24 protein-coding genes are annotated in these 24,963 nt (G+C 71.6%); 9 read left to right on the top strand and 15 right to left on the bottom strand.

The genetic code is table 11. The annotated features are described in order from the left end of the window. Positions 1 to 83: 83 nt before the first annotated feature. On the top strand, positions 84 to 1,859 hold the full coding sequence (locus ACIQAC_RS03485) for a glycosyltransferase (protein WP_402186525.1): 1,776 nt from the start codon (positions 84 to 86) through the stop codon (positions 1,857 to 1,859). A gap of 18 nt (positions 1,860 to 1,877) precedes the next feature. Here the strand turns inward: ACIQAC_RS03485 and ACIQAC_RS03480 are convergent, their stop codons facing one another. Next, positions 1,878 to 2,366 (bottom strand): MarR family winged helix-turn-helix transcriptional regulator, encoded by a 489-nt coding sequence (locus ACIQAC_RS03480; RefSeq protein WP_402186523.1) that lies wholly within the window; start codon positions 2,364 to 2,366, stop codon positions 1,878 to 1,880. Positions 2,367 to 2,470: 104 nt separating this feature from the next. Here ACIQAC_RS03480 and ACIQAC_RS03475 point away from each other — a divergent pair, with 104 nt between their 5' ends. Together ACIQAC_RS03475 and ACIQAC_RS03470 are read left to right on the top strand one after the other, a co-directional pair. Further along, a complete protein-coding gene (locus ACIQAC_RS03475) occupies positions 2,471 to 3,493 on the top strand; it encodes an NADP-dependent oxidoreductase (protein WP_402186521.1) in 1,023 nt (340 codons plus the stop codon). Between the two features lie 122 nt (positions 3,494 to 3,615). Then, entirely contained in the window at positions 3,616 to 4,035 is a 420-nt protein-coding gene (locus ACIQAC_RS03470; protein ID WP_402186519.1) for an organic hydroperoxide resistance protein, read from the top strand. A gap of 84 nt (positions 4,036 to 4,119) precedes the next feature. Here the strand turns inward: ACIQAC_RS03470 and ACIQAC_RS03465 are convergent, their stop codons facing one another. Beyond that, on the bottom strand, positions 4,120 to 5,271 hold the full coding sequence (locus ACIQAC_RS03465) for a serine hydrolase domain-containing protein (RefSeq protein WP_402186517.1): 1,152 nt from the start codon (positions 5,269 to 5,271) through the stop codon (positions 4,120 to 4,122). Between the two features lie 301 nt (positions 5,272 to 5,572). Here ACIQAC_RS03465 and ACIQAC_RS03460 point away from each other — a divergent pair, with 301 nt between their 5' ends. Continuing rightward, complete coding sequence (locus ACIQAC_RS03460; RefSeq protein WP_402186515.1) at positions 5,573 to 6,358, top strand: EI24 domain-containing protein; 786 nt, start codon at positions 5,573 to 5,575, stop codon at positions 6,356 to 6,358. 61 nt (positions 6,359 to 6,419) lie between these two features. On the opposite strand, the gene ACIQAC_RS03455 is transcribed toward ACIQAC_RS03460, so the two are convergent. Beyond that, the gene (locus ACIQAC_RS03455; protein ID WP_402186513.1) at positions 6,420 to 7,694 is read right to left on the bottom strand and encodes a pyroglutamyl peptidase; all 1,275 of its coding nucleotides are present in this window, start codon (positions 7,692 to 7,694) and stop codon (positions 6,420 to 6,422) included. Between the two features lie 161 nt (positions 7,695 to 7,855). On the opposite strand from ACIQAC_RS03455, the gene ACIQAC_RS03450 reads away from it, so the two are divergent. After that, positions 7,856 to 10,303, top strand: coding sequence for a beta-glucosidase H (locus ACIQAC_RS03450; RefSeq protein WP_402186511.1), 2,448 nt, complete (start codon positions 7,856 to 7,858; stop codon positions 10,301 to 10,303). Positions 10,304 to 10,394: 91 nt separating this feature from the next. Here the strand turns inward: ACIQAC_RS03450 and ACIQAC_RS03445 are convergent, their stop codons facing one another. Further along, on the bottom strand, positions 10,395 to 11,363 hold the full coding sequence (locus ACIQAC_RS03445; protein ID WP_402186509.1) for an aldose epimerase family protein: 969 nt from the start codon (positions 11,361 to 11,363) through the stop codon (positions 10,395 to 10,397). Between the two features lie 10 nt (positions 11,364 to 11,373). Beyond that, positions 11,374 to 12,270: an SGNH/GDSL hydrolase family protein gene (locus ACIQAC_RS03440; protein ID WP_402186507.1), complete on the bottom strand. Its 897-nt coding sequence runs from the start codon at positions 12,268 to 12,270 to the stop codon at positions 11,374 to 11,376. Between the two features lie 260 nt (positions 12,271 to 12,530). On the opposite strand from ACIQAC_RS03440, the gene ACIQAC_RS03435 reads away from it, so the two are divergent. Continuing rightward, positions 12,531 to 13,025, top strand: coding sequence for a DUF3145 domain-containing protein (locus tag ACIQAC_RS03435; RefSeq protein ID WP_402186506.1), 495 nt, complete (start codon positions 12,531 to 12,533; stop codon positions 13,023 to 13,025). 236 nt (positions 13,026 to 13,261) lie between these two features. On the opposite strand, the gene fabF is transcribed toward ACIQAC_RS03435, so the two are convergent. From fabF to fasR, 5 genes are all read right to left on the bottom strand, one after another. After that, the gene (fabF, locus tag ACIQAC_RS03430; protein WP_402186505.1) at positions 13,262 to 14,533 is read right to left on the bottom strand and encodes a beta-ketoacyl-ACP synthase II; all 1,272 of its coding nucleotides are present in this window, start codon (positions 14,531 to 14,533) and stop codon (positions 13,262 to 13,264) included. 84 nt (positions 14,534 to 14,617) lie between these two features. Continuing rightward, complete coding sequence (locus tag ACIQAC_RS03425) at positions 14,618 to 14,869, bottom strand: acyl carrier protein (protein ID WP_402186504.1); 252 nt, start codon at positions 14,867 to 14,869, stop codon at positions 14,618 to 14,620. Between the two features lie 80 nt (positions 14,870 to 14,949). Further along, complete coding sequence (locus ACIQAC_RS03420) at positions 14,950 to 15,951, bottom strand: ketoacyl-ACP synthase III (protein ID WP_402186503.1); 1,002 nt, start codon at positions 15,949 to 15,951, stop codon at positions 14,950 to 14,952. Positions 15,952 to 15,969: 18 nt separating this feature from the next. Beyond that, a complete protein-coding gene (locus ACIQAC_RS03415; RefSeq protein WP_402186502.1) occupies positions 15,970 to 16,914 on the bottom strand; it encodes an ACP S-malonyltransferase in 945 nt (314 codons plus the stop codon). Positions 16,915 to 17,003: 89 nt separating this feature from the next. Then, complete coding sequence (gene fasR, locus ACIQAC_RS03410) at positions 17,004 to 18,209, bottom strand: fatty acid biosynthesis transcriptional regulator FasR (protein WP_402186500.1); 1,206 nt, start codon at positions 18,207 to 18,209, stop codon at positions 17,004 to 17,006. 73 nt (positions 18,210 to 18,282) lie between these two features. Here fasR and ACIQAC_RS03405 point away from each other — a divergent pair, with 73 nt between their 5' ends. Continuing rightward, positions 18,283 to 18,933 (top strand): pirin family protein, encoded by a 651-nt coding sequence (locus ACIQAC_RS03405; protein WP_402186498.1) that lies wholly within the window; start codon positions 18,283 to 18,285, stop codon positions 18,931 to 18,933. Positions 18,934 to 19,093: 160 nt separating this feature from the next. Here the strand turns inward: ACIQAC_RS03405 and ACIQAC_RS03400 are convergent, their stop codons facing one another. Together ACIQAC_RS03400 and ACIQAC_RS03395 are read right to left on the bottom strand one after the other, a co-directional pair. After that, on the bottom strand, positions 19,094 to 19,915 hold the full coding sequence (locus ACIQAC_RS03400; RefSeq protein ID WP_402186496.1) for a serine hydrolase domain-containing protein: 822 nt from the start codon (positions 19,913 to 19,915) through the stop codon (positions 19,094 to 19,096). 19 nt (positions 19,916 to 19,934) lie between these two features. Then, positions 19,935 to 20,405, bottom strand: coding sequence for a GNAT family N-acetyltransferase (locus tag ACIQAC_RS03395; protein ID WP_402186494.1), 471 nt, complete (start codon positions 20,403 to 20,405; stop codon positions 19,935 to 19,937). 96 nt (positions 20,406 to 20,501) lie between these two features. Here ACIQAC_RS03395 and ACIQAC_RS03390 point away from each other — a divergent pair, with 96 nt between their 5' ends. Both ACIQAC_RS03390 and ACIQAC_RS03385 read left to right on the top strand, forming a co-directional pair. Further along, positions 20,502 to 20,996, top strand: a complete 495-nt coding sequence (locus tag ACIQAC_RS03390; RefSeq protein WP_402186493.1) for a MerR family transcriptional regulator — start codon at positions 20,502 to 20,504, stop codon at positions 20,994 to 20,996. Further along, complete coding sequence (locus ACIQAC_RS03385) at positions 20,993 to 22,012, top strand: aldo/keto reductase (RefSeq protein WP_402186492.1); 1,020 nt, start codon at positions 20,993 to 20,995, stop codon at positions 22,010 to 22,012. Before ACIQAC_RS03390 ends, ACIQAC_RS03385 begins: the two co-directional genes overlap by 4 nt. A gap of 49 nt (positions 22,013 to 22,061) precedes the next feature. On the opposite strand, the gene ACIQAC_RS03380 is transcribed toward ACIQAC_RS03385, so the two are convergent. The 3 genes from ACIQAC_RS03380 to ACIQAC_RS03370 form a co-directional block, all read right to left on the bottom strand. Continuing rightward, positions 22,062 to 22,907 (bottom strand): DUF4429 domain-containing protein, encoded by an 846-nt coding sequence (locus ACIQAC_RS03380; RefSeq protein WP_402186491.1) that lies wholly within the window; start codon positions 22,905 to 22,907, stop codon positions 22,062 to 22,064. A 66-nt stretch (positions 22,908 to 22,973) separates the two neighbouring features. Further along, positions 22,974 to 24,191: an alpha/beta hydrolase gene (locus ACIQAC_RS03375; RefSeq protein ID WP_402186490.1), complete on the bottom strand. Its 1,218-nt coding sequence runs from the start codon at positions 24,189 to 24,191 to the stop codon at positions 22,974 to 22,976. An 81-nt stretch (positions 24,192 to 24,272) separates the two neighbouring features. Then, positions 24,273 to 24,935, bottom strand: coding sequence for a TetR/AcrR family transcriptional regulator (locus ACIQAC_RS03370; protein ID WP_402186488.1), 663 nt, complete (start codon positions 24,933 to 24,935; stop codon positions 24,273 to 24,275). Positions 24,936 to 24,963 lie beyond the last annotated feature (28 nt).

Below are 24,963 nucleotides of genomic sequence, written 5' to 3'. Positions count from 1 at the left end.
TTGTCGCCCGGGTCGTCGCCGACGGTCACTTCGAGGGCCGGATCTGGGCCTACCTCACCGACATCCCGCAGTCCGCCGCGGAGATGACCGAGGAGGCCCGCGCGGAACTCGCCCGCATCGCCGAGGCCTCGCAGCGACTGCTGTGCCAGACCGAGGAGTTGCGCTGCCTCCTGGAGACCTGGGTGCCCGAGGCGTGCGGCAAGTGTGTGCTCAGCCCGCCCGCCGTGCCCGAACCCGGCTTCCCGGTGCCGGACCACGAGCGCCCGCACGAGCCCTTCCGGCTCGTGTACACCGGCAAGTTCGCGCCCCTGTGGAACACCCTGCCCATGACCCGGCTCCCGGCCCTGCTCGCCGAACGCGGGGTCCGCGCCGAACTGCACACCGTCGGCGACAAGATCCACGACGACACCGGCCACCCCGGCTTCCGGGCCGCGATGGCTCGCGCGCTCACCGGCACCCCGGGCGTCGAACACCACGGCGGACAGCCCCGCGAGGAGGCCATGCGGATCGCCGCCGACTGCGACCTCGGCCTCGGCTGGCGCGACTGCGCGCTCGACGCCAGCCTCGAACTCTCCACCAAGGTCCTGGAGTTCGGCGCCCTCGGCCTGCCCGTCGTGCTCAACCGGACCCCCGCCCACGAGGCGCTCCTAGGCGCCGACTACCCGCTCTACGTACCCGGCCGCGCCACCCTGGACGACGCCGTGAAGGCCGTGGTCCGGGCCGCGCGCGAGCCGGAGAGCCGGCGCCTGGCCGCGGACCGCTGCCGGGCCGCGGCGGCCCGCCACACACTCGGCGCGGCGGCCGACCGCTGGCGCGGCCTGCTCGACCGGGCCTTCCCGTCGGCACCGCCCGCCGTGACGGCCCGGCCCCGGCCGCTGCGGGTCGGCGTCGCGGGCCACGACCTGAAGTTCCTCACCCGGCTCCTCGACCACTTCCGCGCGGTGCCCGGACTCGACGTACGGGTCGACGCCTGGCCCGCGCTCACCCGGCACGATCCGGCGGCCAGCCGTGAACTCGCCGACTGGGCCGACGTGGTGGTCGTCGAGTGGTGCGGTCCGGCCGCCGTCTGGTTCAGCCGCCACAAGCGCCCCGGCAGCCGGCTGATCATCCGGCTGCACCGCTTCGAACTCGACGCCGGCTGGCCGAAGCAGGTCGACATCGACGCCGTGGACCAGGTGATCTGCGTCAGCACCTACTACGCCCGCCGCACCCTGGAGACCACCGGCTGGCCCGAGTCCAAGGTCACCGTCGTGCCCAACTGGGTCGACACCGACCAGCTCGACCGCCCCAAGGCGCCCGGCGCCCGCTTCCGCCTCGGCATGATCGGCATCGCCCCCAGCCGCAAACGCCTCGACCTCGGCCTGGACGTCCTGGAGGCGCTGCGCGCCCACGACCGGCGCTGGCATCTCGCGGTCAAGTCCAAACCGCCCTGGGAGTACTGGTGGATCTGGAACAAGCCCGAGGAACGCGCCCACTACGACGACGTCCTGCGCCGTATGCAGACCTCGCCGCTGCTCGAAGGGGCGGTGGTCTTCGACGAGTTCGGGTCGGACGTGGCGAGCTGGCTGCGGCGGGTCGGCCACGTCCTGTCCACCAGTGACGACGAGAGCTTCCACCTCGCCCCGGCCGAGGGCATGGCCTCCGCGGCCGTACCCGCCCTGCTGCCTTGGCCCGGCGCGGACGAGATCTACGACCGGCGCTGGATCCACCCGGACCCGCCGGCCATGGCGGACGCCCTCGCCGCGCTCGACGAGGAGGGCTGGCGGGACGCCGGTCGGGTGGCCCGGACCCAGGTGCGCGAGAGCTTCTCGCTGGAGCGGGTGGCCAAGGAGTGGACGGAACTGCTGGTGCCCCGGTGACAGGTCACAAGGACTCGGTCATACAGTCCCGCGCCCCTGAGGAGGCGGCTGCGCCGCCTGTCTCGGGGGCTCCTCCGGCAGCATCCGCCGCAGCAGGTTCCGTAGGGCGAGGCGCTCCTCCTCGCTCAAGCCCGCCAAGGGCTCCCTGGCGAAGCGGAGGGATTCCCGGAGGCTGCGGGCCACGCGTACGCCCTCGTCCGTCGCCGCGGCGAGTTTCACCCGGCGGTCGGCCGGGTCCGGGCGGCGTTCGGCCAAGCCACGGGATTCGAGGCGGTCGACTATGCCGGTGACGTTGGACGGCTCGCACTTGAGCTTGTGGGCGAGCTTGCGCATGGGCAGCGGCTCCAGCGAGAGCAGGCTCAGCAGCTTCGCCTGGGCGCCGGTCAGCGCGTGCTCGGCGGCCGCCTCCTCGTACTCCTCGTGGTAGAGGGCCACGACCGAGCCGATCAGGTCGACGACCTCCATGGTCAGTTCATCCGGGCGGCGTGTGGTGGGTGGTGTGGCCATGCTCTCCAGGGTACCCGGTTACTTGACAACATGAAATATTCAAGAGCATTGTTGTTTCAGGTGCTGAAGTATTCGCAAGGAATCGCAAGGAAAGGTCGCCCCACATGTCCGACACCCCCGCACTTCCGACCGTCAACCGCGAGTGGCACCTGGTCAGCCGCCCCGTCGGCTGGCCCAAGCCCGAGGACTTCGCCCTGGTCGAGACGGAGCTGCCGACACCCGGCGAGGGCCAGGTGCTGGTCCGCAACGCGTACGTCTCCGTCGACCCGTACATGCGCGGCCGGATGAGCGCCGCCAAGTCCTACGCCGACCCCTACGAGCTGGGCAAGCCCATGATCGGCGGCGCGGTCGGCGAGGTCGTCGCCTCCAACGCCGAGGGCCTCGCCGTCGGCGACCACGTGCTGCACTTCCTGGGCTGGCGCGAGTTCTCCCTGGTCAACGCCAAGACCGCCGTCAAGGTCGACCCGTCCGCCGCGCCCCTCTCCAGCTACCTCGGCGTCCTCGGCATGACCGGCCTCACCGCCTACGCCGGGCTGCTGCGCACCGCCTCCTTCAAGGAGGGCGACGCCGTCTTCGTGTCCGGCGCCGCCGGGGCCGTCGGCAGCCAGGTCGGCCAGATCGCCAGGCTCAAGGGCGCCTCCCGGGTCATCGGCTCGGCCGGCTCCGACGAGAAGGTCAAGCTGCTGGTGGAGGAGTACGGCTTCGACGCCGCCTTCAACTACAAGAACGGCCCGGTCGGTGCCCAGCTGCGCGAGGCCGCGCCGGACGGCGTCGACGTCTACTTCGACAACGTCGGCGGCGAGCACCTGGAGGCCGCCATCGGCTCGCTGAACCTGAACGGCCGGATCGCGATCTGCGGCGCGATCTCCGTCTACAACAACACCGAGGCCGCCCCCGGCCCGAAGAACCTCGCCCGGCTGATCCAGACCCGCGGCCGTATCGAGGGCTTCCTGGTCGGCGACCACTACGACCTCCAGCCGCAGTTCGTCCAGGAGGTCGGCCCCTGGGTCGCCTCGGGCGCGCTCAAGTACCGCGAGACGGTCGTCGAGGGCATCGAGAACAACCTGGAGGCGTTCCTCGGGGTCCTGCGCGGCGACAACACCGGAAAGATGATCGTCAAGCTGTGAGCGGCGTCCGCCGTTCACCGGCGGTGCCCTTCTGCTGATTTCCGGTATGCGGTAACTTCTTTCCGAAACCGTCCGGGATCGTGGGCGCGAGTCCCGGGCGGACCGAGGAGGAAGAGCACCCCATGCCCATCCAGCAGTCCGACGTCCTGTACACCGCCGTCGCCACCGCCGAGAACGGCCGCGACGGACGGGTCGCCACCGACGACGGCAAGCTCGACGTCGTCGTCAACCCGCCCAAGGAGATGGGCGGCAGCGGCGCCGGCACCAACCCCGAGCAGCTGTTCGCCGCCGGCTACAGCGCCTGCTTCCAGGGCGCGCTCGCCGTGGTGGCCCGCCAGGAGAAGGCCGACATCACCGGCTCGACCGTCACCGCGAAGGTCGGCATCGGCAAGAACGACGACGGTTTCGGCATCATCGTGGAACTCTCCGCGAGCATCCCGAACGTCGACGCGGAGACCGCCAAGGCCCTCCTGGAGAAGGCGCACCAGGTCTGCCCGTACTCGAAGGCGACCCGCGGCAACATCACCGTGACGCTGGTCTGACACCACTCGTTGCGTACGACGGAGGCCGCACCCCTGGACGTGGGGTGCGGCCTTCGCCGTACTTCCGCGGGTGCCGGGCGCCCCTCACCCCGCGAGGACCGCGCTGTGCACCGCCCGCACGAACCGCTCGTTCTCCGGTGCCGCGGCACCCGGGAAGGCGAACCGGCGGCGTGTGTACCCGTAGGCCAGTCCGCTGCGCGGGTCCGCGAAGGCCTGCGAGCCGGCCGCGCCGCTGTGCCCGAAGGCCCCGGCGCCCAGATACGGGTACCAGGTCTCCGACGTGGCCTGGAAGCCGACCCCGTACGCCTTGTGCGCACGGACGACCAGGTCGTGGCCCACGGAGTGGATCTGCCCGAACTCCGCCGCCGTGTCCTCCTTCAGCAGCGGCGCCTTGCCGTCCACCTCGCTGATCGCCGCCGCGTACATCCCGGCGAGCCCGCGGGCGCAGGCCACACCGCCGTAGGAGGCCGGACCCCTGGCGCGCACCCGCCGTTCGTTCGGCAGCGCCCCCAGATCGGACGGCTCCGCCGCATGGGCGTTGAACGCGATGGCCTCCAGGTTGTGCGGCCCGTCCTGCCGCGCGTCCAGCAGCGCCTGCTGGGTCGGCGTCGGCGCCATCGGCTGCACACCGCGGAAGCGCGCGTCCTGGGACTGCGGCAGACCCAGATGGAAGTCCAGTCCGTACGGCGCCCTGATCCGCTCCTCGAACACCTCCTGGAGCGTGTGGCCGGTGGCCCGGCGCACCACCTCGCCGCTCAACGCGCCGATGACCAGGGCGTGGTAACCGAAGGCCGCGCCCGGGCGCCAGAACGGGCGCTGGTCCGCGAGCCGTTCGGCCATCAGCCGGTCGTCGGCGATCTCGTCGGGGGTGAAGCCGCCGTCCGTGCCGACCACACCCACCCGGTGCGCGAGCAGATCGCGCAGGGTGACCGCACCCTTGCCCTCCGCCGCGAACTCCGGCCAGTAATAGGTGACCTTGCGGTCCAGTTCCAGCGTGCCGTCCTGCACGAGCAGTGCGGCCACCAGATGCGCGGCGCCCTTCGAGGACGAGAACACGGCGTACAGGGAGGTGGCGTCGGCGTCCGGGCCGGCCCACAGGTCGACGACCCGCCGGCCGTGCGCGTAGGCGCACAACTGGCCCTCGTAGTCCGGCCGTTCCGATGCCACGAACGCCGCGAACTCGTCCCGCACCCGCTCGAAGCCGTCGGCGACGGTGCCATGGATCTCTTGAGTCATCCGTTCTCCTCAATTTCGGCCGCTGCCGGCGTCTGCCATGGTGATCAATGCCCGGCCCCGCTGTACGAACTCCCCTTTCCCGCCCACTTGAGATCCCGGGCCCGCGCGATCGGCGCGCAGCCGTGCCTTCCCAGACCGGTACGGCGGCGCGTACCCGTTCGACTCAACCGCAACGACAGGGCGTTGGCGGCACGACCTCCCGCCGGTACCCCGGATGGCGCATACCGGACCACCCTCAGCGGGGGAGTTGCCGCCGGCAGCCGCCACCGGCACCCGCGAACCGCCCCGATAGGCTGCGCCCATGCACGATCTCGGGGCGGGCTTCGGCTATCTCATCAAGGGTCAGCGCTGGATGACCCGGCACGGCAGGGCGTACGGCTTCGGCCTGCTCCCGGGCCTGGTCACGCTGGTTCTCTACGCGGCGGCGCTGGTCGGACTCGCGCTGTGGGGCGAGGACTTCGTCACCTGGGCGACCCCGTTCGCCGACGACTGGTCGAGCCCCTGGGCGGGCCTGTTCCGCGGCTTCCTCACGGCCGTACTGTTCGCGCTCGGCCTGCTGCTGGCCGTCCTCACCTTCACCGCGGTCACGCTCCTGGTCGGCCAGCCCTTCTACGAGAACCTCTCCGAGCAGGTCGACCGTGACGTCTCCCCGGACGGCACGGCGCCCGAATCGGGTCTGCCGCTCTGGCGCGAGCTGTGGATCTCCGCCCGCGACAGCCTGCGCGTCCTGGTCCGGGCCGCCGTGTGGGGTGTGCTGCTCTTCGGCCTCGGTTTCCTGCCGTTCGTCGGCCAGACCGTCGTACCGGTGATCGGCTTCTTCGTCACCGGCTTCTTCCTCACCGAGGAACTCACCTCGGTCGCCCTTCAGCGCCGGGGTGTGGTCCTGCGCGACCGCCTCGCCATGCTCCGCCTGCGCAAGCGCCTGGTCTGGGGCTTCGGTGCCCCACTGGCCCTGTCCTTCGTGATCCCCTTCGTGGCGGTCTTCCTGATGCCGGGAGCGGTGGCGGGAGCGACGCTGATGGCAAGGGACCTGCTGGGCGAGCCGATTGAAGAAGGGGAGCGGAAAGCCGGCCCGTCCGGCGCTTGAGGACGAGGCCGTCCAGGCCGAAGGGGGGCCTGGGGGCGCAGCCCCCAGACACACGCCGACGTCAGCGCAGACCCGCGTCCAGGGCAACGCCCAGGATCCCGCGGACCTGCGCGATGATGTCCAACCGATTCCGCACGAACTCCGGATCCGTGACCTCGGTGGTGTTCCCCACGCCGAACTGAAGCACCGGTGTGTGCACATGCCCACCCGGCAGCGTCCCGCCCAGCCCCAGCCGGTCCCGCAGCAGCGTCGCCCGGTAGGCGATCTCGTTGGACAGGTAGTCGCCGCCGCCCCCGGCCCGCGCGGCGGAACCCGGCGTCGGCCCGTCGGGGCGCACCACCGGCTGGGTGGCACCCGCCGGGATCTCCGTCACCGACGTGTTGTCGAGCACGGGGAAGCGCCCGGTGTCCGCCGCCACGATGTCCGCGTACGGCAGGGTCGTCGACGTCCACTGCGGCTGCGAGGCGGGGTCGGCGACCGGGACCAGTTCCGCCGTACCGGTGTTGTCGTTGTCGCCGAACCCGCCCCGCCAGGCCCCGTTGGTGCGCTCGACGTCGAACCGGCCCACCCGGCCCTGGCTGACGGTGGTGAACAGGTCGACCTTCGGCAGATACGGCCGCAGCGTCCGCTCCACCGTCCCGGCGGTGAAGTCCGCCCAGCGCACCGGGAACATCGCCGTCTCCACGCGCGCGGGACCGTCGGCGGTCCGGATCACCGTGCCGTCGAGGGCGAGCGCGGTCGCGCCGGACGGGTTGGAGATCCGGATGTCCCGGTCCAGCGTGAACGGGTCGAAGCCGGTGACCAGCACCCGCTTGGCCTTCTTCGACTTCTGGTAGTCGATGTCGGTCTGGCCGCGCGAGTTGCGCTCCAGCAGATCGAGCAGCGCGGCCCGTTGCCTGTCACCGAGCCCGAACTCCGGCTCCCAGCCGCGCACTTCCCGGGTCATCCCGAGCCGCGCCCAGTACAGCGGCCGGTCGTCGTCCCGGCTCAAGTCCCCGCCGGCCGGCCCGCGCCCCTGCGCCCGGTCCACGGCCCGCTCCCACAGCCCGGACCCTTCGCGTACGACGATCCGCGCGGCCTGAGTGTAGGAGTGCGCCCGCTCCAGCTTCCGTGCGAAACCGGGGGCCACGGAGTCGAATCCGGACCGCTTCAGTATCTCCTGCGGCGCGGCCCGGTCCAGGCGCTGTTCCTCGACCGTCGGCCCGGCGGCACCTGCCTGAGCGGCACCGGCGGGGGCGGCACCTGCGGGGGCGGCGGCGGTCGCCGGGGCGGCGAGGGAGGCGGAGGTGAGCAGCGTGAGGGCGAGGACGCCGACGCGAACACGTAGGGAACTCAAGGGACTTCGGGTCCTTCCGTCGCAGTGGGGTGCGCGGGCACCGGAGGGCCGCAGTATCGCGTGACCCCGGGGGTTTCTCAATCGACCGTCGCGGTTTGGAGACCCCCGTCGTGGTCGAGGAAGGAGGGGAGGCCTGCCCGGACTCGACGAGGAGGCACCCGATGGCGGCGACGACCCCGGGAAACCGGCACACTCCGGCCGACAAGGCCCGTGAGACGGCCGTGGAGGCGGCCCTCGGCAGACTCGACCTCGACGCGAAGACCCGGCTGCTCGCCGGGCAGGACAACTGGACCCTGCCCGCACTGCCGGAGATCGGACTGCGGTCCCTGGTGATGTCCGACGGCCCGATCGGTGTGCGCGGGGTGCGCTGGACCGTCGACGACCCCTCCGTCGCCCTGCCCTCCCCGACCGCCCTCGCCGCCACCTGGGACCCGGACCTCGCACACCGCGCCGGCACCCTCCTCGCCCAGGAGGCCCGCCGCAAGGGCGTCCACGTGCTGCTCGCCCCCACGGTCAACCTGCACCGGTCCCCGCTCGGCGGCCGGCACTTCGAGGCCTACAGCGAGGACCCGTACCTCACCGGCCGGATCGGCACCGGATACGTCCGGGGCGTCCAGTCCGGCGGTGTCGGCACCACCGTCAAGCACTTCGTCGCCAACGACGCCGAGACCGAACGCTTCACGGTGAACAACCTCGTCGGCGAACGCGCCCTGCGCGAGCTGTATCTGGCCCCCTTCGAGGCGATCGTCGAGAACGCCCACCCCTGGGGGATCATGACCGCCTACAACGCGGTCAACGGCCCGACCATGACCGAGCACACCCACCTCGTCAAGGACGTCCTGCGCGGCGAATGGGGCTTCGACGGCTGCAACGTCTCCGACTGGATGGCCGCCCGCTCCACCACCGGCGCCCTGGCCGGCGGCCTCGACATCGCCATGCCCGGCCCCCGGACCGTCTACGGGGAGCACCTCGCCCGCGCCGTGCGCGAGGGAGCCGTACCGGAGGCCGAGGTCGACGACGCCGTACGCAACGTGCTGCGGCTCGCCGCCCGCGTCGGCGCCCTCGACGGCGCCGAACCCGCCGTCACCGGACTCCCCGGGCCCGTCGACGGCCCGGCCCTCGCCCGTGAGATCGCCCGCCGCTCCTTCGTCCTCGTCCGCAACGAGAACCACACCCTCCCGCTGCGGCCCGGCACCACCGTCGCGCTGCTCGGCGCCGCCGCCCGCGACGCCCGGATCCTCGGCGGCGGCTCCGCCACCGTCTTCCCGGCCCGTGTCGTCTCCCCGCTCGACGGACTCACCGAGGCCCTCGGCTCCCTCACCTACGCGGTCGGCGCCGACCCCGCCACCGAACTCGCCGTCGCCGACCAGGGCTTCACCCTGCGCGCGGTCTGCCGTGACGCCGACGGCGAGATCATCGGCACCGGCAGCGCCCCCAACGGCCACCTCCAGTGGATGGGCGCCGACCTGCCCGACGGTGTCACCCACGACCGGCTGCACACCGTCGAACTGACCGGCACCTTCACCCCGCGCGAGAGCGGCCCGCACACCTTCGGCATCAAGGGCGCCGGCGCCTTCACCCTCACCGTCGACGGCACCACGTACTTCGACGGCGTCCAGCGCCCCGACAAGACCGGGCCCTTCGCGGCGTTCTTCGGCGCCCCCCTGCCCCAGGCCCGGCCCGAACTCACCGCCGGCGAACCCGTCGACGTCCGCCTCACCCATGTCGTCGCGCTCCCCGACAACGCCCCGATGCGGGTCATCACCTTCGCCCTCGCCCACCAGGAGCCGCAGCGCGACCCGGACGAGCTGATCGCCGAGGCCGCCGAGGCCGCCCGCGCCGCCGACACCGCCGTCGTGGTGGTCGCCACCACCAACCGTGTCGAGTCCGAGGGCTTCGACCGCACCGACCTCGCCCTGCCGGGCCGCCAGGACGACCTGGTCCGGGCGGTCGCCGCCGCCAACCCGAACACCGTCGTGGTGGTCAACGCCGGCTCCCCGGTCGAACTGCCGTGGCGCGACGACGTGGCCGCCGTCCTGCTGACCTGGTTCCCCGGCCAGGAGGGCGGCGCGGCCCTCGCCGACGTCCTCACCGGCGCCCACGAACCCGGCGGTCGGCTGCCCACCACCTGGGGCGCCCTGCGTGACGCCCCGGTCACCCGGGTCACCCCGGACAACGGCGAACTCGCCTACACCGAGGGCGTCTTCATCGGCTACCGCGCCTGGGAGCGGCACGGCCGCACCCCGGTCTACCCGTTCGGCCACGGCCTCGGCTACACCACCTGGGAGTACGAGTCCATCACCGTCGACGACACCACGGTGACCGTCCGCGTCCGCAACACCGGCGAGCGCGCCGGCCGCGAGACCGTCCAGATCTACGCGGCCCCCGCCGAGCCCGGCCCGGAGCGCCCCGCGCGGTGGCTGGCCGGCTTCGCGACCGTCGGGGCGGCACCGGGGGAGAGCGCCGAAGCCGTCGTCACCCTGGAGCGCCGCACCTTCGAGGTCTGGGACGAGTCGGCCAACTCCTGGTCGTTTGTGAAGGGTTCGTACGAGATCCAGGCCGGGCGTTCGATCGCCGACCGCGCGGTCACCACGGCGGCTACCTTCTGAGCGAGGACGAGTCGTCCGGCAGAGCGGCGACGCCGTCCGCGTGAGCAGCCCCGGCCCGGGCCCTGACATCCGGGCCGGGGCTCACACGTCCTCAGCGGGTGGCGAAGCCGTACACCGTCTCCGAGCGGAAGACCTCGCCGGGCCGCAGCACGGTGTCCGGGAACTCCGGCCGGTTCGGCGAGTCCGGGAAGTGCTGGGTCTCCAGGGCGATGCCGTCACCGGGCGCGAACGGCTCGTCCAGATGGTCCGCCGTGTACAGCTGGAGCCCCGGCTCGGTCGTCGACACGGTCAGCGTCCGCCCGGACGCGGGGTCGCGCAGCTCCGCCACCTCCACGGGGCCGGCCGTCACCCCCTTGTCGAGGACGAAGTTGTGGTCGTACCCCGAACCCACCTTCCGTGCCGTCCGGAAGTCGAAGCGGCCGTCCGCCACCGGCGCGACCCCCGTTGGGATCAGGTCCGCGTCGACCGGCGTGTACCGCGAGGCGTCGATCCGCAGCTCGTGCCCGCCCGCACTGCCGGACCCGGCCAGGTTGAAGTAGCTGTGCTGCGTCAGGTTCACCGGCGTCGGCGCGTCGGTCACCGCCTCGTAGCCGACCCGCAGCGCCCCGTCGGGACCGAGGCGGTAGGTCACCGTGACCTCCAGACGGCCCGGGAAGCCCTCCTCGCCGTGCGGACTCACCCGGCTGAGCCGCAGCCCGTCCTCGACCGGCTCGACGTCCCACACGCGCTTGTCGAAGCCCCGCTCGCCGCCGTGCAGCGAGTTGTGCCCGCTGTTGCGGGCGAGCGCGTACGTCGCCCCGTCCAGCGGGAAGCGGCCGCCCGCGATCCGGTTGGCGTACCGCCCCACCAGCGCCCCGAAGTACGGCCCCGGATGCGCGAGATAGCCGTCCAGATCCCCGAACCCCAGCACCACGCCCACGGGGCGCCCGGCGCCGTCCGGGACCTCCAGGGACTGCACGATCCCGCCGTACGACAGCACCCGCACCCGTACGTCCGCGCGCTCCAGCGTCCAGCGGTGCACACGGGTCCCGTCGGAAAGTGTGCCGAAGTGTTCGCTCATGAGCGAAACCCTAGGCGGTGACCGTCTTGTATGCGATCTCGGCCAGCCGCGCCTGGCCGTTCTTGCTCGGATGGAACCAGTCCCAGTGGCTCAACTGCTCGGTGCCGAACCGGTACTCGTACACCGCGCCGTCGTCGAAGCGGCACCGCTGGTCCTTCGCGCAGACCTCGCGCAGCACCGCGTTGTACTCCTCCACCCGGTTCTGCACCGTCTCGCGCCGCTCGGTCGCCGCCGCGTCCAGCGCGTCCGCGTCCTGGAGCATCGACGGACAGATCCCCAGCTTCCACACCTGCTTGCCCAGCGGGTTCGTCCGGCCCTCGGACCACAGCCGCTTCAGGTTCGGCACACTCGCCACGAACAACTGGGCCTTGGGCACGGCCCGACGCAGCGTGGCCATCGCGTCCTCGAAGTCCGACCGGAACTCGGCCGTCGGCGTCATCGCCGCCACCGACTCCCGGCACGCGTCGTTGGCCCCCGCCATCACCGCGACCAGCTCCGGCTTCCGGGTCGCCGCACGCGCCATCTGGCCCGGCAGATCCGCCATCCGCGCCCCGGTCGCCGCGTAGTTCCACGCGTGCGAGGCCGCCCGCGAGCTGCCCAGCAGCCGTACGGCGAGACTGTCCACCTCCGGGCTGGTCCCGGTCGCCCAGGACACCTCAGGACAGTCCGCCAGGACCGTACAGGCGTCAAAACCACGGGTGATGGAGTCGCCGACCGCCGCCACCGACGCCGGACTGCGGTCCCACACCGGTGTCGGCTTCGGCGAGGGTTTCGCCTTCTGCGCCTTCGTCCCCGACGGGGCCGGGGAGTCGCCGCCGACCACATCGCAGCCGGTGACCCCCAGCACCCCGGCCGTCAGCACGGCAAGAACGGCCCGTGAACGCCGTCGCCGCAAACGCTGGCCCATCCCCACAAAGCCCTCCGTCGCCCGGTTCCCGCCCCCCCCACCACATAACAACGCGCGAGAGTTCCCGGCGCCCGTTGTGGAACGCCGGGCGGCCGTACAGGCGTCCTGCCGGGTGAATGGCGGATGTTTCACGGCACCTGGACCGACGGTACGTCACACTCCTCGCGCCCCCGCACGGTAGCCTCGCCATCAACGTGGGCTGCCCTGCCGCCGCCGCTCAGCCCGTCGCGCAAGATGTCCAGCTCTGCCCGGAGGTCCCGGTGACGACACGTGGAGTTCTGTACGTGCATTCCGCTCCGCGCGCGCTGTGCCCGCACGTCGAGTGGGCCGTTGCCGGTGTGCTCGGCATCCGCGTGAGCCTCGACTGGATCCGGCAGCCCGCCGCGCCCGGCACCTGGCGCTCCGAGTTCTCCTGGCAGGCCGAACCCGGCACCGCCTCCAAACTCGCCTCCGCGCTGCGCGGCTGGCAGATGCTGCGCTTCGAGGTCACCGCGGAACCGTGCGCCACGGCCGAGGGCGAGCGCTACAGCTGCACCCCCGACCTCGGCATCTTCCACGCCGTCACCGGCATCCACGGCGACATCCTGATCCCCGAGGACCGCCTGCGCGCCGCCCTGCTCCGCAGCCGCCGCGGCGAGACGGACCTGGAGTCCGACATCGCCAAACTCCTCGGCAAGCCCTGGGACGACGAACTCGAACCCTTCCGCTACGCGGGAGAGGGAGCCCCGGTCCGCTGGCTCCACCAGGTGGTGTAGGCACGGCCACTTCTCGGCACCGGCTGCGAGGCTTCTTGGGAGCGCGGGGAACTGCGCGTCTTTTCGGTGGCGCGACCAAGGGCCCGATTCAGGCGGCGCCGGCTGCAAGCTCTCAGGGGCGCGGGGAACTGCGCGACAAGCCACGACGCACCCGCACGCGACACCCCACCCCCGCCCAAACGGCGACGGCCCGGACCCCCCTCAAGGGAACCCGGGCCACAAAAGCCGACGGCAAGTCACACGGTACGGAAGGCCAACACCACGTTGTGCCCACCAAACCCGAACGAGTCATTGAGCGCGGCGATCCGCCCCTCGACAGGCAACTTCCGAGCCTCCCCCCGAACCACGTCGGCCGCAGCCTCCGCCTCGGGATCAAGGTTGTCGACGTTGATCGTCGGCGGCGCCACCCGGTGATAAAGAGCAAGCACCGTCGCGACGGTCTCCACCCCACCCGCACCACCGAGCAGATGCCCGGTCATCGACTTCGTCGCCGACACGGCGAAGTGGTCCGCCTCGTCGCCGAACACCTTCCGCAACGCCTTCAGCTCGGCCACGTCCCCGGCCGGCGTGGACGTCGCGTGCGCGTTGACGTGCATGATCTCCGCCGGATCCAGATCCGTCCGCTCCAGCAGGTTCTGGAGGGCGTGGGCGATCCCGCGTCCCTCCGGCTCCGGCTGCACGATGTCGTGCGCGTCGGCGGAGATGCCCTGCCCGACCGCCTCCGCGTACACGCGGGCACCACGCCGCTCGGCGTGCTCGGCGGACTCCAGGACGATCACGCCGGCGCCCTCGCCGAGGACGAAGCCGTCCCGGGCGGTGTCGTAGGGACGCGAGGCGCCCTGCGGGTCGTCGTTGTTCTTGGACATCGCCATCATGTTGCCGAACGCGGCGATGGGCAGCGGATGGATCGCCGCCTCCGTACCACCGGCGACAACGACGTCGGCGCGGCCGGTGCGGATCATCTCGATGGCGTAGCCGATGGCCTCGGCGCCCGAGGCGCACGCGGAGACCGGCGTGTGCACGCCCGCGCGGGCGCCCACGGCCAGTCCGACGTTCGCCGAGGGGCTGTTCGGCATCAGCATGGGGACGGTGTGCGGGGAGACACGGCGTACGCCCTTCTCCTTGAGCACGTCGTACTGGTCGAGCAGGGTCGTCACGCCACCGATGCCGGAGGCGATCACCGCGCCGAGCCGGTCGGGGTCGACGGACTCGTCCTCGCCCGCCTTCGCCGTGAAGCCGGCGTCGGCCCAGGCCTCCCGGGCCGCGATCAGCGCGAACTGCGCCGAGCGGTCGAGGCGGCGGGCCTGCGGCCGCGGAATGCTCTCGGACGGTTCGACGGCGACGGGCGCGGCGATCCGGACCGCCTGCTCGGCGGCCCAGTCCTGTTCCAGGAGCTTGACGCCGGAACGTCCGGCGACCATGCCCTCCCAGGTAGAAGCTGCGTCGCCACCCAGCGGTGTGGTTGCGCCGATACCGGTGACGACCACGGTGCGATTGGTCGGGCTCACGGGAATTCTTTCTCCAACGTTGCGAGGGATCAGCGGCGCCACCGCCGGGTGGCGAAGCGGGCCGGAGGTTCCGGCCCGAGGGGCTCAGGCGTCCTGGTGCTTGAGGATGTAGTTGGTCGCGTCGCCGACCGTCTTGAGGTTCTTGACGTCGTCGTCGGGGATCTTGACGTCGAAACGCTCTTCGGCGGCGACGACGACCTCGACCATGGAGAGCGAGTCGACGTCCAGGTCGTCGGTGAAGGACTTGTCCAGCTGGACGTCCTCAACCGGGATCCCGGCGATCTCGTTCACGATCTCGGCGAGACCGGCGACGATCTCTTCCTGAGTGGCGGCCATCTTGGCGCTCCTTCTTTGTTTTCTCAGAGGGTGTGGCGGTGCGGCGTCCGTGCCGGATCGCATGATCCGGCACGGAGTGCCTAGGGGAGGGTAACGACAGTGGCGGCGTACACGAGACCCGCCCCGAATCCGATGACGAGCGCGGTGTCGCCGCTCTTGGCCTCGCCGGTCGCCAGAAGCCGCTCCATCGCGAGCGGAATCGAGGCGGCCGAGGTGTTGCCGGTGGTGCGGACGTCACGGGCGACCGTGACGGACTCGGGCAGCTTGAGGGTCTTGACCATCGAGTCGATGATCCGCTCGTTGGCCTGGTGCGGGATGAAGACGTCCAGCTCGTCCGCGCCGATCCCGGCCGCGTCCAGCGCCTGCTGGGCGACCTTCGCCATCTCGAAGACGGCCCAGCGGAAGACCGCCTGGCCCTCCTGCGTGATGGCGGGGAACCTGGCGACCGTGCCGTCGCGGTAGTCCGTCCACGGCACCGTCTGCTTGATGGTCTCGGACTTGTCGCCCTCGGAGCCCCACACGGTCGGACCGATGTGCGGTTCCGTGGCGGGGCCGACCACGACCGCGCCCGCGCCGTCACCGAACAGGAAGGCCGTCGCGCGGTCCTCCAGGTCGGTCAGGTCGGACAGCCGCTCCACGCCGATGACGAGGACGTACTCCGCGCTGCCCTCGACGACCATGCCCTTGGCGAGGGTGAGGCCGTAGCCGAAGCCGGCGCAGCCCGCCGAGATGTCGAACGCGGCGGCCTTGGCCGTGCCGAGCTTGTCGGCGATCTCGGTCGCCACGGCCGGCGTCTGCTTGAAGTGCGAGACGGTCGAGACGATCACGCCGCCGATCTGCTCGGCGGTGATCCCGGCGTCGGCGATCGCCTTGCCGGACGCCTCGATCGACATCGCGGCGACGGTCTCCTCGGCGTTCGCCCAGTGCCTGGTCTCGATGCCCGAGCGCGAACGGATCCACTCGTCGGAGGAGTCGATCGTCTCGAGGATCACCTCGTTCGGCACGATCCGGGTCGGGCGGTAGCCGCCGACGCCCAGGATGCGCGCGTACGGGGCGCCCTTGCTGGGCTTGATCTTCGACATGTTCGTACGGCTCCTTCTTCAGGCGTTGGCGCCCGCTGCGCCGGCAGCAGAATCAGGCACGGCGGAGATGAGCTCGCGGGCCGCGTCGAGGTCGTCCGGGGTCTTGAGGGCCAGCGTCTTCACGCCGGGCAGTGCGCGCTTGGCGAGGCCGGTCAGCGTGCCGCCGGGGCAGACCTCCAGGAGCGCGGTGACGCCGAGCTCCTTGAAGGTCTCCATGCACCGGTCCCAGCGGACCGGGTTGGCGACCTGGCCGACCAGGCGCTGAAGGATCTCGGCGCCGGTGGCGACGGTCTGCCCGTCCTTGTTGGAGACGTACGGGATCCGGGGGTCGGCCGGGGTCAGGTCGGCGGCGGCCTTCGCGAGCGCGTCGACGGCCGGGGCCATGTGCCGGGTGTGGAAGGCGCCGGCCACCTTCAGCGCGACGACCTTGCGGACGCCCTCGGGCTTGTCCTCGCTGAGGGCTGCGAGCTGCTCCAGCGTGCCCGCGGCGACGATCTGGCCGGCGCCGTTGACGTTCGCCGCGGTCAGGCCGAGCTTCTCCAGGTGCGCGACGGAGACCTCCGGGTCACCGCCGAGCAGCGCCGACATGCCGGTCGCCGTCACCGTGGCGGCGTCGGCCATGGCCAGACCCCGCTTGCGGACGAGGGTCAGCGCGGCGGTGTCGTCGAGGACACCGGCGAAGGCGGCGGCGGTGATCTCGCCGACGCTGTGACCGGCGACCGCGCCCGGCGAGATGTCACCGAGTGCCGCGGCGGACAGCAGACCGGCCGCGACCAGCAGCGGCTGGGCCACGGCGGTGTCACGGATCTCGTCCGCGCCGGCCTGCGTACCGTAGTGGGCGAGGTCGAGGCCAATGGCGTCCGACCAGGCCGCGACACGGTCGGCGGCGCCGGGCAGTTCGAGCCAGGGGGTCAGGAAGCCGGGCGCCTGAGCGCCTTGGCCGGGAGCGACGAGTACGAGCACTCTCACACTCTCTCTTGGGGACGGGCCTGGCCGCCCGTGGGGACAGGGACGAAGAACAAGAGGGGGTTTTGTGGGCCCCCGACAAAAGGCTAGGACTGGGGATCCCCGTCGGCCAGACGCCCCAGGATCAGCGCGATGCGCAAAGTGAACGCCGAACGTACATCCGACGGCGACCAACCGGTGACGTCAGTCACACGTCGAAGCCGGTAGCGCACGGTGTTGGGGTGGACGAACAACATGCGCGCCGCACCCTCCAGACTGCTCGCCTGTTCGAGATAGACGGAGAGCGTCTCCAGAAGCGCGGACCCGGCTTCCTCCAACGGTCTGTAGATCTCCTCCACCAGTTGCTCACGCGCGCCGGGGTCACCGGCCATCGCGCGCTCCGGCAGCAGATCGTCGGCGAGCACCGGCCGCGGGGCGTCCTGCCAGGCAGAACACGCCTTGAGGCCCGCCGCGGCGGCCTGCGCGGAGCGGGTTCCGGCCAGCAGATCGGGCACCACGGGGCCGGCCACCACGGGACCGGCCGCGTACGGCCCGATCAACGACTTCGCGACGGCCAGCGGGTTGTCGCTGCCGCCCGCGATCACCACCAGCCGGTTGCCGAGCACACCGGTCAGCACCTGGAGTTTCGCGTGCCGGGCCGCCCGCCGGATGGCCTCCACCGTCAGCTCGGAGTCACCGTCGGGTGCCGTGCCCAGCACCACGCACACATGCTCGGGGGAGTTCCAGCCCAGCGCGGCGGCCCGTGACACGGCGCCCTCGTCGGCCTCCCCGCTCAGCACCGCGTTCACCACGAGCGACTCCAGGCGGGCGTCCCAGGCACCGCGTGCCTCGGCGGCCTGTGCGTACACCTGTGCGGTGGCGAAGGCGATCTCGCGGGCGTAGACGAGCAGTGCCTCGCGCAGCACGCTCTCGTCGCCGGGCGCCGCCACCTCGTCGATGGCGGACTCCATGACCTCGATGGTCGTCCGCACCATCTCCACGGTCTGCCGCAGGGTGATTGCCCTGGTCAGCTCGCGCGGCGCGGTCCCGAAGACGTCCGTGGAGATGGCCTGCGGGGCGTCCGGGTGCCGGAACCACTCGGTGAACGCGGCGATACCCGCCTGCGCGACCAGCCCGATCCAGGAGCGGTTCTCCGGGGGCATCGCCCGGTACCACGGCAGGGTCTCGTCCATCCTCGCGATGGCCTGTGCGGCGAGGCTTCCGGAGGATTTCTCCAGCCGCTTCAGGGTCGCGGCGTGCGAGTGGGCTTCGCGCGCGGGGACTTTGTTGCCATGGGTTTCGGGTTCGGGCACGGGACAAGACTGCCTTATCGGGACGGCGGCGCGCGTCGCCGGGTCTCGACCGGGGTCTACGGTGGTCTGCGTGATGGACGTACGGCGAGCCGAAGAGCGCTATTCCGGGGGTGAACCGGGGGCCGGCATCGAGTCCCGGCACGCCTTCTCCTTCGGCCCGCACTACGACCCGGACAACCTCCGCTTCGGCGCGCTGATCGCCTGCAACGAGGAGCGGCTGCTTCCGGGCGCCGGGTTCGACGAACACCCGCACAGCCATACGGAGATCGTGACCTGGGTGGCCGAGGGGGAACTCACCCACCGGGACTCGACGGGCCACGAGACGGTGGTGCGCGCCGGGGACGTGCAGCGGCTGAGCGCGGCGTCGGGTGTGCGGCACGTGGAGCGCAACGCGGGTGCGGTTCCGCTGACCTTCGTCCAGATGTGGCTGGCACCGCTGGTGCCGGGCGGCACGCCGATGTACGAGACGGTCCACGGGATCGCCGACGCGACGCCGTACGCGGTCCCCGAGGCGGGTGCGATGCTGCACGTCCGGCGCCTTGGCCCCGGCGAGCGGACCGCCGTCCCGGACGCGGGGCATGTCTACGTCCACGTGGTGCGGGGCGAGGCGGCTGTCGCCGCGGCCAAGCTGGGCCCGGGGGACGCGGCCCGCGTCACGAACGCGCGGGACCTGGAAGCAGTCGGCGTCACGCCAACAGAACTACTCATCTGGGAAATGAGGTAACCCGCCGCCCGCGGGTCCGGTGGGGGCTGATCGCGCAGTTCCCCGCGCCCCTGCCCCGCGTAGCCGCGGGCAGGCGTGCCGCAGGGCGGCACGGGTGGGCGCGGCGGCACCCCGTCGCGCCGGGCTGCGCAACGCCCCCCGCCACAGCCTCCACCGGCGTTCAGCCGCGTACCTCCGCAAGTACCGCGTCCGTGAGTGGTGGCCATGCCTCTACGGCCCAGGGGCCGAACGCGCGGTCCGTCAGTGCGACACACCCGACCCCCGCATCAGGGTCGACCCACAGAAACGTGCCCGACTGCCCGAAGTGACCGAAGGTGCGGGGCGAAGACCCGGCCCCCGTCCAGTGCGGGGACTTCGAATCCCGGATCTCGAACCCCAGCCCCCAGTCGTTCGGGTTCTGATGCCCGTACCCGGGAAGCACCCCCTTCGTCCCCCCGAACTGCACGGACATCGCCGCAGCCACAGTCCGCGCATCCAGCAACCGAGGCGCCTGCACCTCCGCCACGAACCGCAGCAGATCCCCCACGCTCGACACCCCGTCCTTCGCCGGCGACCCGGCAAGCACCGTGGACGTCATCCCGAGCGGCTCCAGCACCGCCTGCCGCACATACTCGCCGAACGGCATGTCCGCCGCCTTGGCCACATGGTCCCCGAGCTGCTCGAACCCGGCGTTCGAGTACAGCCGCCGCTCCCCGGGCGCCCCCGTCACCCGGTGCTCGTCGAACGCCAGCCCCGAGGTGTGCGCCAGCAGATGCCGCACGGTCGACCCGTCCGGCCCCGCCGGCTCGTCCAGCTCGACGGCCCCCTCCTCGTACGCGACCAGCACGGCGTACGCGGCGATCGGCTTGGTGACCGACGCCAGCGGAAACACCCGGTCCGTCGGACCGTGCGTACCCAGGACCGTGCCGTCGGCCCGCACAACGCCCGCGGCGGCGTGCGGAACCGGCCAGTTCTCGATCAGTTCGAGGCTCTTCAGCGACATGCCGCCGAGCCTATGCGGCTCAGAGAGCCAGCTCCATCAAGGGGTCGGGCTTGGGCCGGAACCCCAGCGACACGTACAGCGGCTGCGCCTCCGCGGACGCGGTCAGCTGCACCACCCCGACCTCCCGCTCCCGGAACCACCCCAGCAGCGCCTCCATACCCGCCCGCGCGTACCCGCGCCGCCGCGCCCCCGGATCCGTCGCCACGCTGAACACAAAACCGATCGACCCGCGCGGATTCCCGGCCCGTCCGATCCGGTACTCGATGGTCCCGGCCACCAGCGAGGCCAGCGCCCCCGGCCGCTCCGGATGGTCGACCACAAAGGCCACGAAGTCCCCGTGCGGATCGGCCAGCCGCGCCCGCAGCGTCGGCTCCGACTCGGTGTGCCACACCGTGGAGGGGTCGGACTCGAACAACGAGTCGATCATCACCTGGCGCAGCCGGAGCACCTCGCCCGCGTCCTCGGGCACAGCACGTCGTACGTCACTCATGATCCGTACGTTAGTAACAGCGATCTCGCCACGTCTCCCGTTTTCTCTCCGGCTCCACTTGCTTGGAGTGCACTCCAAGGCCATAGCGTGGAAGGCATGACGGTGCTGCACACGACGGCCTTGACCGCGACGGAAGCCGAGGAAGCCCCCAGTCCGACGGACGTCTGTTCCGCCCCTCCCCGGCGCCATCCACGTCCCGACGGTCAGGACCACTACACGATCAGCGAGGTCGTCGCCTTCACCGGCCTGTCGGCGCACACGCTGCGCTGGTACGAGCGGATCGGCCTGATGTCCCACATCGACCGCTCCCACACCGGCCAGCGCCGCTACACCAACCGCGACCTGGACTGGCTCGACCTCGTCGGAAAGCTGCGGCTGACCGGCATGCCGGTCGCCGACATGGTCAGGTACGCCGAGCTGGTGCGCGAGGGCGAGACGACCTACGGCGCGCGCCACGAGCTCCTTGAGGCCACCCGCAGGGACGTGCTGGAGCGGATCGCCGAGCTCCGCGACACCCTGGCGGTGCTCGACCGGAAGATCAGTTTCTACTCGGACGCCGGACGCGTCTACGAAGCGGAGAGGGCACGATGACCAACGGCAGCAGGATCCGGACGGCACGACTGGGCGAGACCGGCCCCGAGGTCGGCGTACAGGGCCTCGGCTGCATGGGCATGAGTTTCGCCTACGGCCCGGCCGACACCGACACTTCCCGGGCGACCCTGGAGCGGGCCCTGGAACTGGGCGTCACACTCTTCGACACGGCGGAGGCATACGGCGCCGGCGACAACGAGCGGCTCCTGTCGCCGTTCGTCAGGGCCCACCGCGACGAGGTGGTCGTCGCCACCAAGTTCGGCCTCTCGATTCCGCCGGACGACCCGACCCGACGGGTCATCCGCAACGACGAGCCCTATATCCGCCAGGCCATCGAGGGCAGCCTCAGGCGTCTCGGCATCGAGGCCGTCGATCTCTACTACATGCACCGGCGCGACGTGAGCGTGCCGATCGAGGAGACCGTCGCCACCATGGCCGACCTGGTCCGCGAGGGCAAGGTCAAGCACCTGGGGCTCAGCGAGGTCACCGCGGCCGAGCTGCGCGCGGCGCACGCCGTGCACCCGATCGCGGCCGTGCAGTCGGAGTGGTCCCTGTTCAGCCGGGACATCGAGGCCCAGGTCGTGCCGGCCGCCGCGGAACTGGGCGTGGCCCTCGTGGCGTACTCCCCGCTGGGCCGCGGCTTCCTCACCGGCTCGTTCGTGAACGCCGACACGGAACTCGGCGACGACGACTTCCGTCGCCAGCAGCCCCGCTTCACCGGCGACAACGCGGCCGCGAACGCCGCCCTCCTCGAGCCGGTCCGCACGGTCGCCGCGGCCCACGACGCCACCCTCGGCCAGATCGCCCTCGCCTGGGTCCAGCAGCAGTCCGCCGTCCACGGCCTCCCGGTGGTCCCGATCCCGGGCACCAGCAAGCCCACAAGGGCCGAGGAGAACACCGCGGCCACCCGCATCACCCTCAAGGACGACGAGGTCGCGATCCTGAACGACATCGCCGCCAAGGTCACAGGCGCCCGCTACAAGGACATGACCTTCAGCTCAGCAGGCAGGGAGTAGGGCTACAGATCATTGCCGGGTGCCCGCACCCGGCAATGATCTCCGCCCCCTACAACTCCGCGAGCAACTCGGCCTTCTTGACGGAGAACTCCTCGTCAGTAACCAGCCCCGCCTGATGAAGCTCCCCAAGATGCCGAATCCGCTCGGCGACATCCGCAGGATCCCGCCGCCCCACGGCAACCGCGGGCACTCCACCTCCCGCCGAGCGCACAGCGTCCAGCACGGCCGCCGCGAACGGCAAGGACTCATGCACGGGCCCGTACCCCAGCCCGAACACCACCGCCGCCGGATCCTGATCGGCCTGCACGACCGATTCCCCCGCATCGCGCCGCAGCAGCCGCAGATGCCCCTCGAACACCTCGGCCGACCGCCACTCCACACCCACGAGGTCCTCGACCCGGAAACTCTGGTCGCCGGCCTTCCACTTGGCGGAGGACGCGCCCGTCCAGAACCACCGGAACGCCACCGTCCTGCCGTCGAAGGACGCCTTCGCGTCGTACGCCTTGAAGGACAGCGGCACCTCGGGCGCGGCCACCAGATGACGTTCGGCCGGCCCGGACTCGGTCAGCAGGGGCCGCAGTTCGTCGGCGTAGTACTCCGCGAGCGTCTCGCGCTCGGCCGGCAGCACCAGCCGGTACGGGTCGCTGCCCTCCTTGAGCTGACCCGCGGCCGCCTCCATCAGCGGATCGGCGCCGGGCCGCGGCTCCAGGCGCAGTACGACCGTTCCGCGCCGACCGGGGGAGAGGGTCACGCCCTCCAGGGCCGACAGCGGCACCCGACGCTCACCCAGTGCCTGGAAGAGCCTGGGTGTGCGTATCCCCCGTTCGTAGCGGATGACAACGGAGTCGGACTCGAACTCCCAGGCAGCATGAAATCCGGCCAGTACGTCACCCATGCGGCTCATCGTATGCGGCATGAGCTCCTCCGTCCCCTCCCGGCGCAAACCGCAGTTTCTACGTTTCTACGCGCGTCCCGCCATCGCGTCTACGGACAAATCATCCCGGCACGCGCCGGCATCGTCGGCACAGTCCACCGAGCGATACGCGCCTACCCCGATCTCGGCGAAGTTGCGCAGACTCTCCCTGCCGGGTTCGAAGTACCCGGCGTGTCCCTTCGCCCCGCCCGCCGACAGCCGCCGCGCGCCGAACGCGCCGGACATCGGATCGGCCCCGTGGCCGAGACCACCGAGCTCCAGATAGGGCACGTCCTGGATCCAGTCGTCGGCGTCCCGCATCGCCCACACCCGGGCCGACGTGTGCAGGTGCGAGGCCTTCGCGGCCCGCATCCCGGGGCTTCCGGCCACCGCTATGTCGGTGACCCGGTCCGGCAGCATCCGCGCGGCGACCCCGCACACCACCGAGCCGTAGCTGTGGCAGAACAGCGAGACCGGCGCTTTGCCGGGCAGCGCCCGCACCAGCGCGTCCAGCCGGATCGCGCCCTGCGACGCGCGCGTCACCGTGGCCGCGTCCATGCCGATACCGCCGGGCGCCGTGTAGTCGGCCCAGGCGATCACCGCCGTACGCGTACCGGGGCGCGCGTCGCGCTCGGCGTCGTACAGCGACTCGGCCATGCCGGCCGGTGCCGAGTACTTGCGGGCGGTGCGCTGGAAGGTGAGCAGGTCGGTGTCGACGCCGGGCACCACGACGGAGATCCGCTCGGCCTCCGGCAGGTCGCCGAAGACCTCCGCGATCCGTCCCGAGCCCTCCGGGTCGAAGGCGAGGATGTGCCGCCCGGGGGTCATCAGCGATTCGAGGCGGTGCATACGGCGGCCCGCCTCGTGCTGCCCGCCCGGGGTGAGCCGGCTGTCGTGCATCCGTTTCAGCTCGAGGGAGCGGGCCTGGCCGAGGGCGATGCGATTCGCCTCGTAGCGCAGGTCGACCGGCGCGCCGTTCATGTTGCCGACGGCGAGCGGGTAGCGGTGGGCGAGCAGGCCGCGCTGGGCTTCGCTGAGCGTGGCGAAGAAGGCGGCGAGTCTGGCGGGGGTCGCGTGCGGGTCGGGCAGCCTGTGCCCGTCGAGGCGGCCGTGCTCCCACGCGGACAGCGAGACCTGGAGCGGTGTGTGGTCCCGCTGGCTGCGCAGGGCGGTCCAGCCGGTGGTCGCGAGCATCACGAAAACCACGGCCAGCGCGAGCAACGCGCGCCAGACATTGAGTGTCGGGGAGGTGTCGAAGGAAGTCACTGGGAGGACACACTAGGAGAACGAGACGGTCTCGCGTGAACCGAGTGACTGGTATCACGTTTGGGAAATGCGGCGAACGTCTCAGCCCGTACGCCAGTTCCCCGCGAGCGCCGGTCCCAGCTGGTCGAGGTAGCGCGCGGTGAGCGCGTGCATGGCCTCCACACTGTGGTCCTCGCCGGTGCCCCACATCCGCTCGATGGCCCGCATCACCCCGCCGAACAGCGCCACCGCCACCCGCGGACGCGGATCGGTGTCCGCGTCGAGGCCCTCACGCTCGGCGATCAGCCGTACGAACCGCTCCTCCGTCTCCGCGGCCCTTCGCAGATACGCGGCCAGCAGCACCGGCGTCGACTCGATCACCCGGTACATCCGCAGATACTGCTCGATCGACACGGCGGACTGGATCGCCTCACTGATGGTGTCCCAGCCCTCCAGCACCGCCAGGCGCATCGCCTCCAGCGGCGGCTCGTGCGCCGGGCGCGCCCGTACGGCCTCGAAGAAGTGCTCCTCCGTCAGCACCTGCACGGCGAGGGCGGCCTCCTCCTTGCCGGCGAAGTAACGGAAGAACGTGCGCTGCGAGACACCGACGGTCTCGGTGATCGCGTCGACCGTGGTGGCCTCGTAGCCCTGGGAGACGAACAGTTCGAAGGCGGCCCGCAGCAGTTCGTCGCGGGTACGTTGCTTCTTGCGTTCCCGCAGCCCCGGCCGGGTCGTGCTGCCGGCCGTGCTGTCCAGCGTCTCCATCAGGTCCCTCCCGCGAACTGTCCTACCA

This window comes from Streptomyces sp. NPDC088387 (genome assembly GCF_044753385.1).
Classification (GTDB): Bacteria; Actinomycetota; Actinomycetes; order Streptomycetales; family Streptomycetaceae; genus Streptomyces.
The sequence above is the reverse complement of the archived record's forward strand: the minus strand, read 5'-3'. Positions and strand labels throughout refer to the sequence as shown.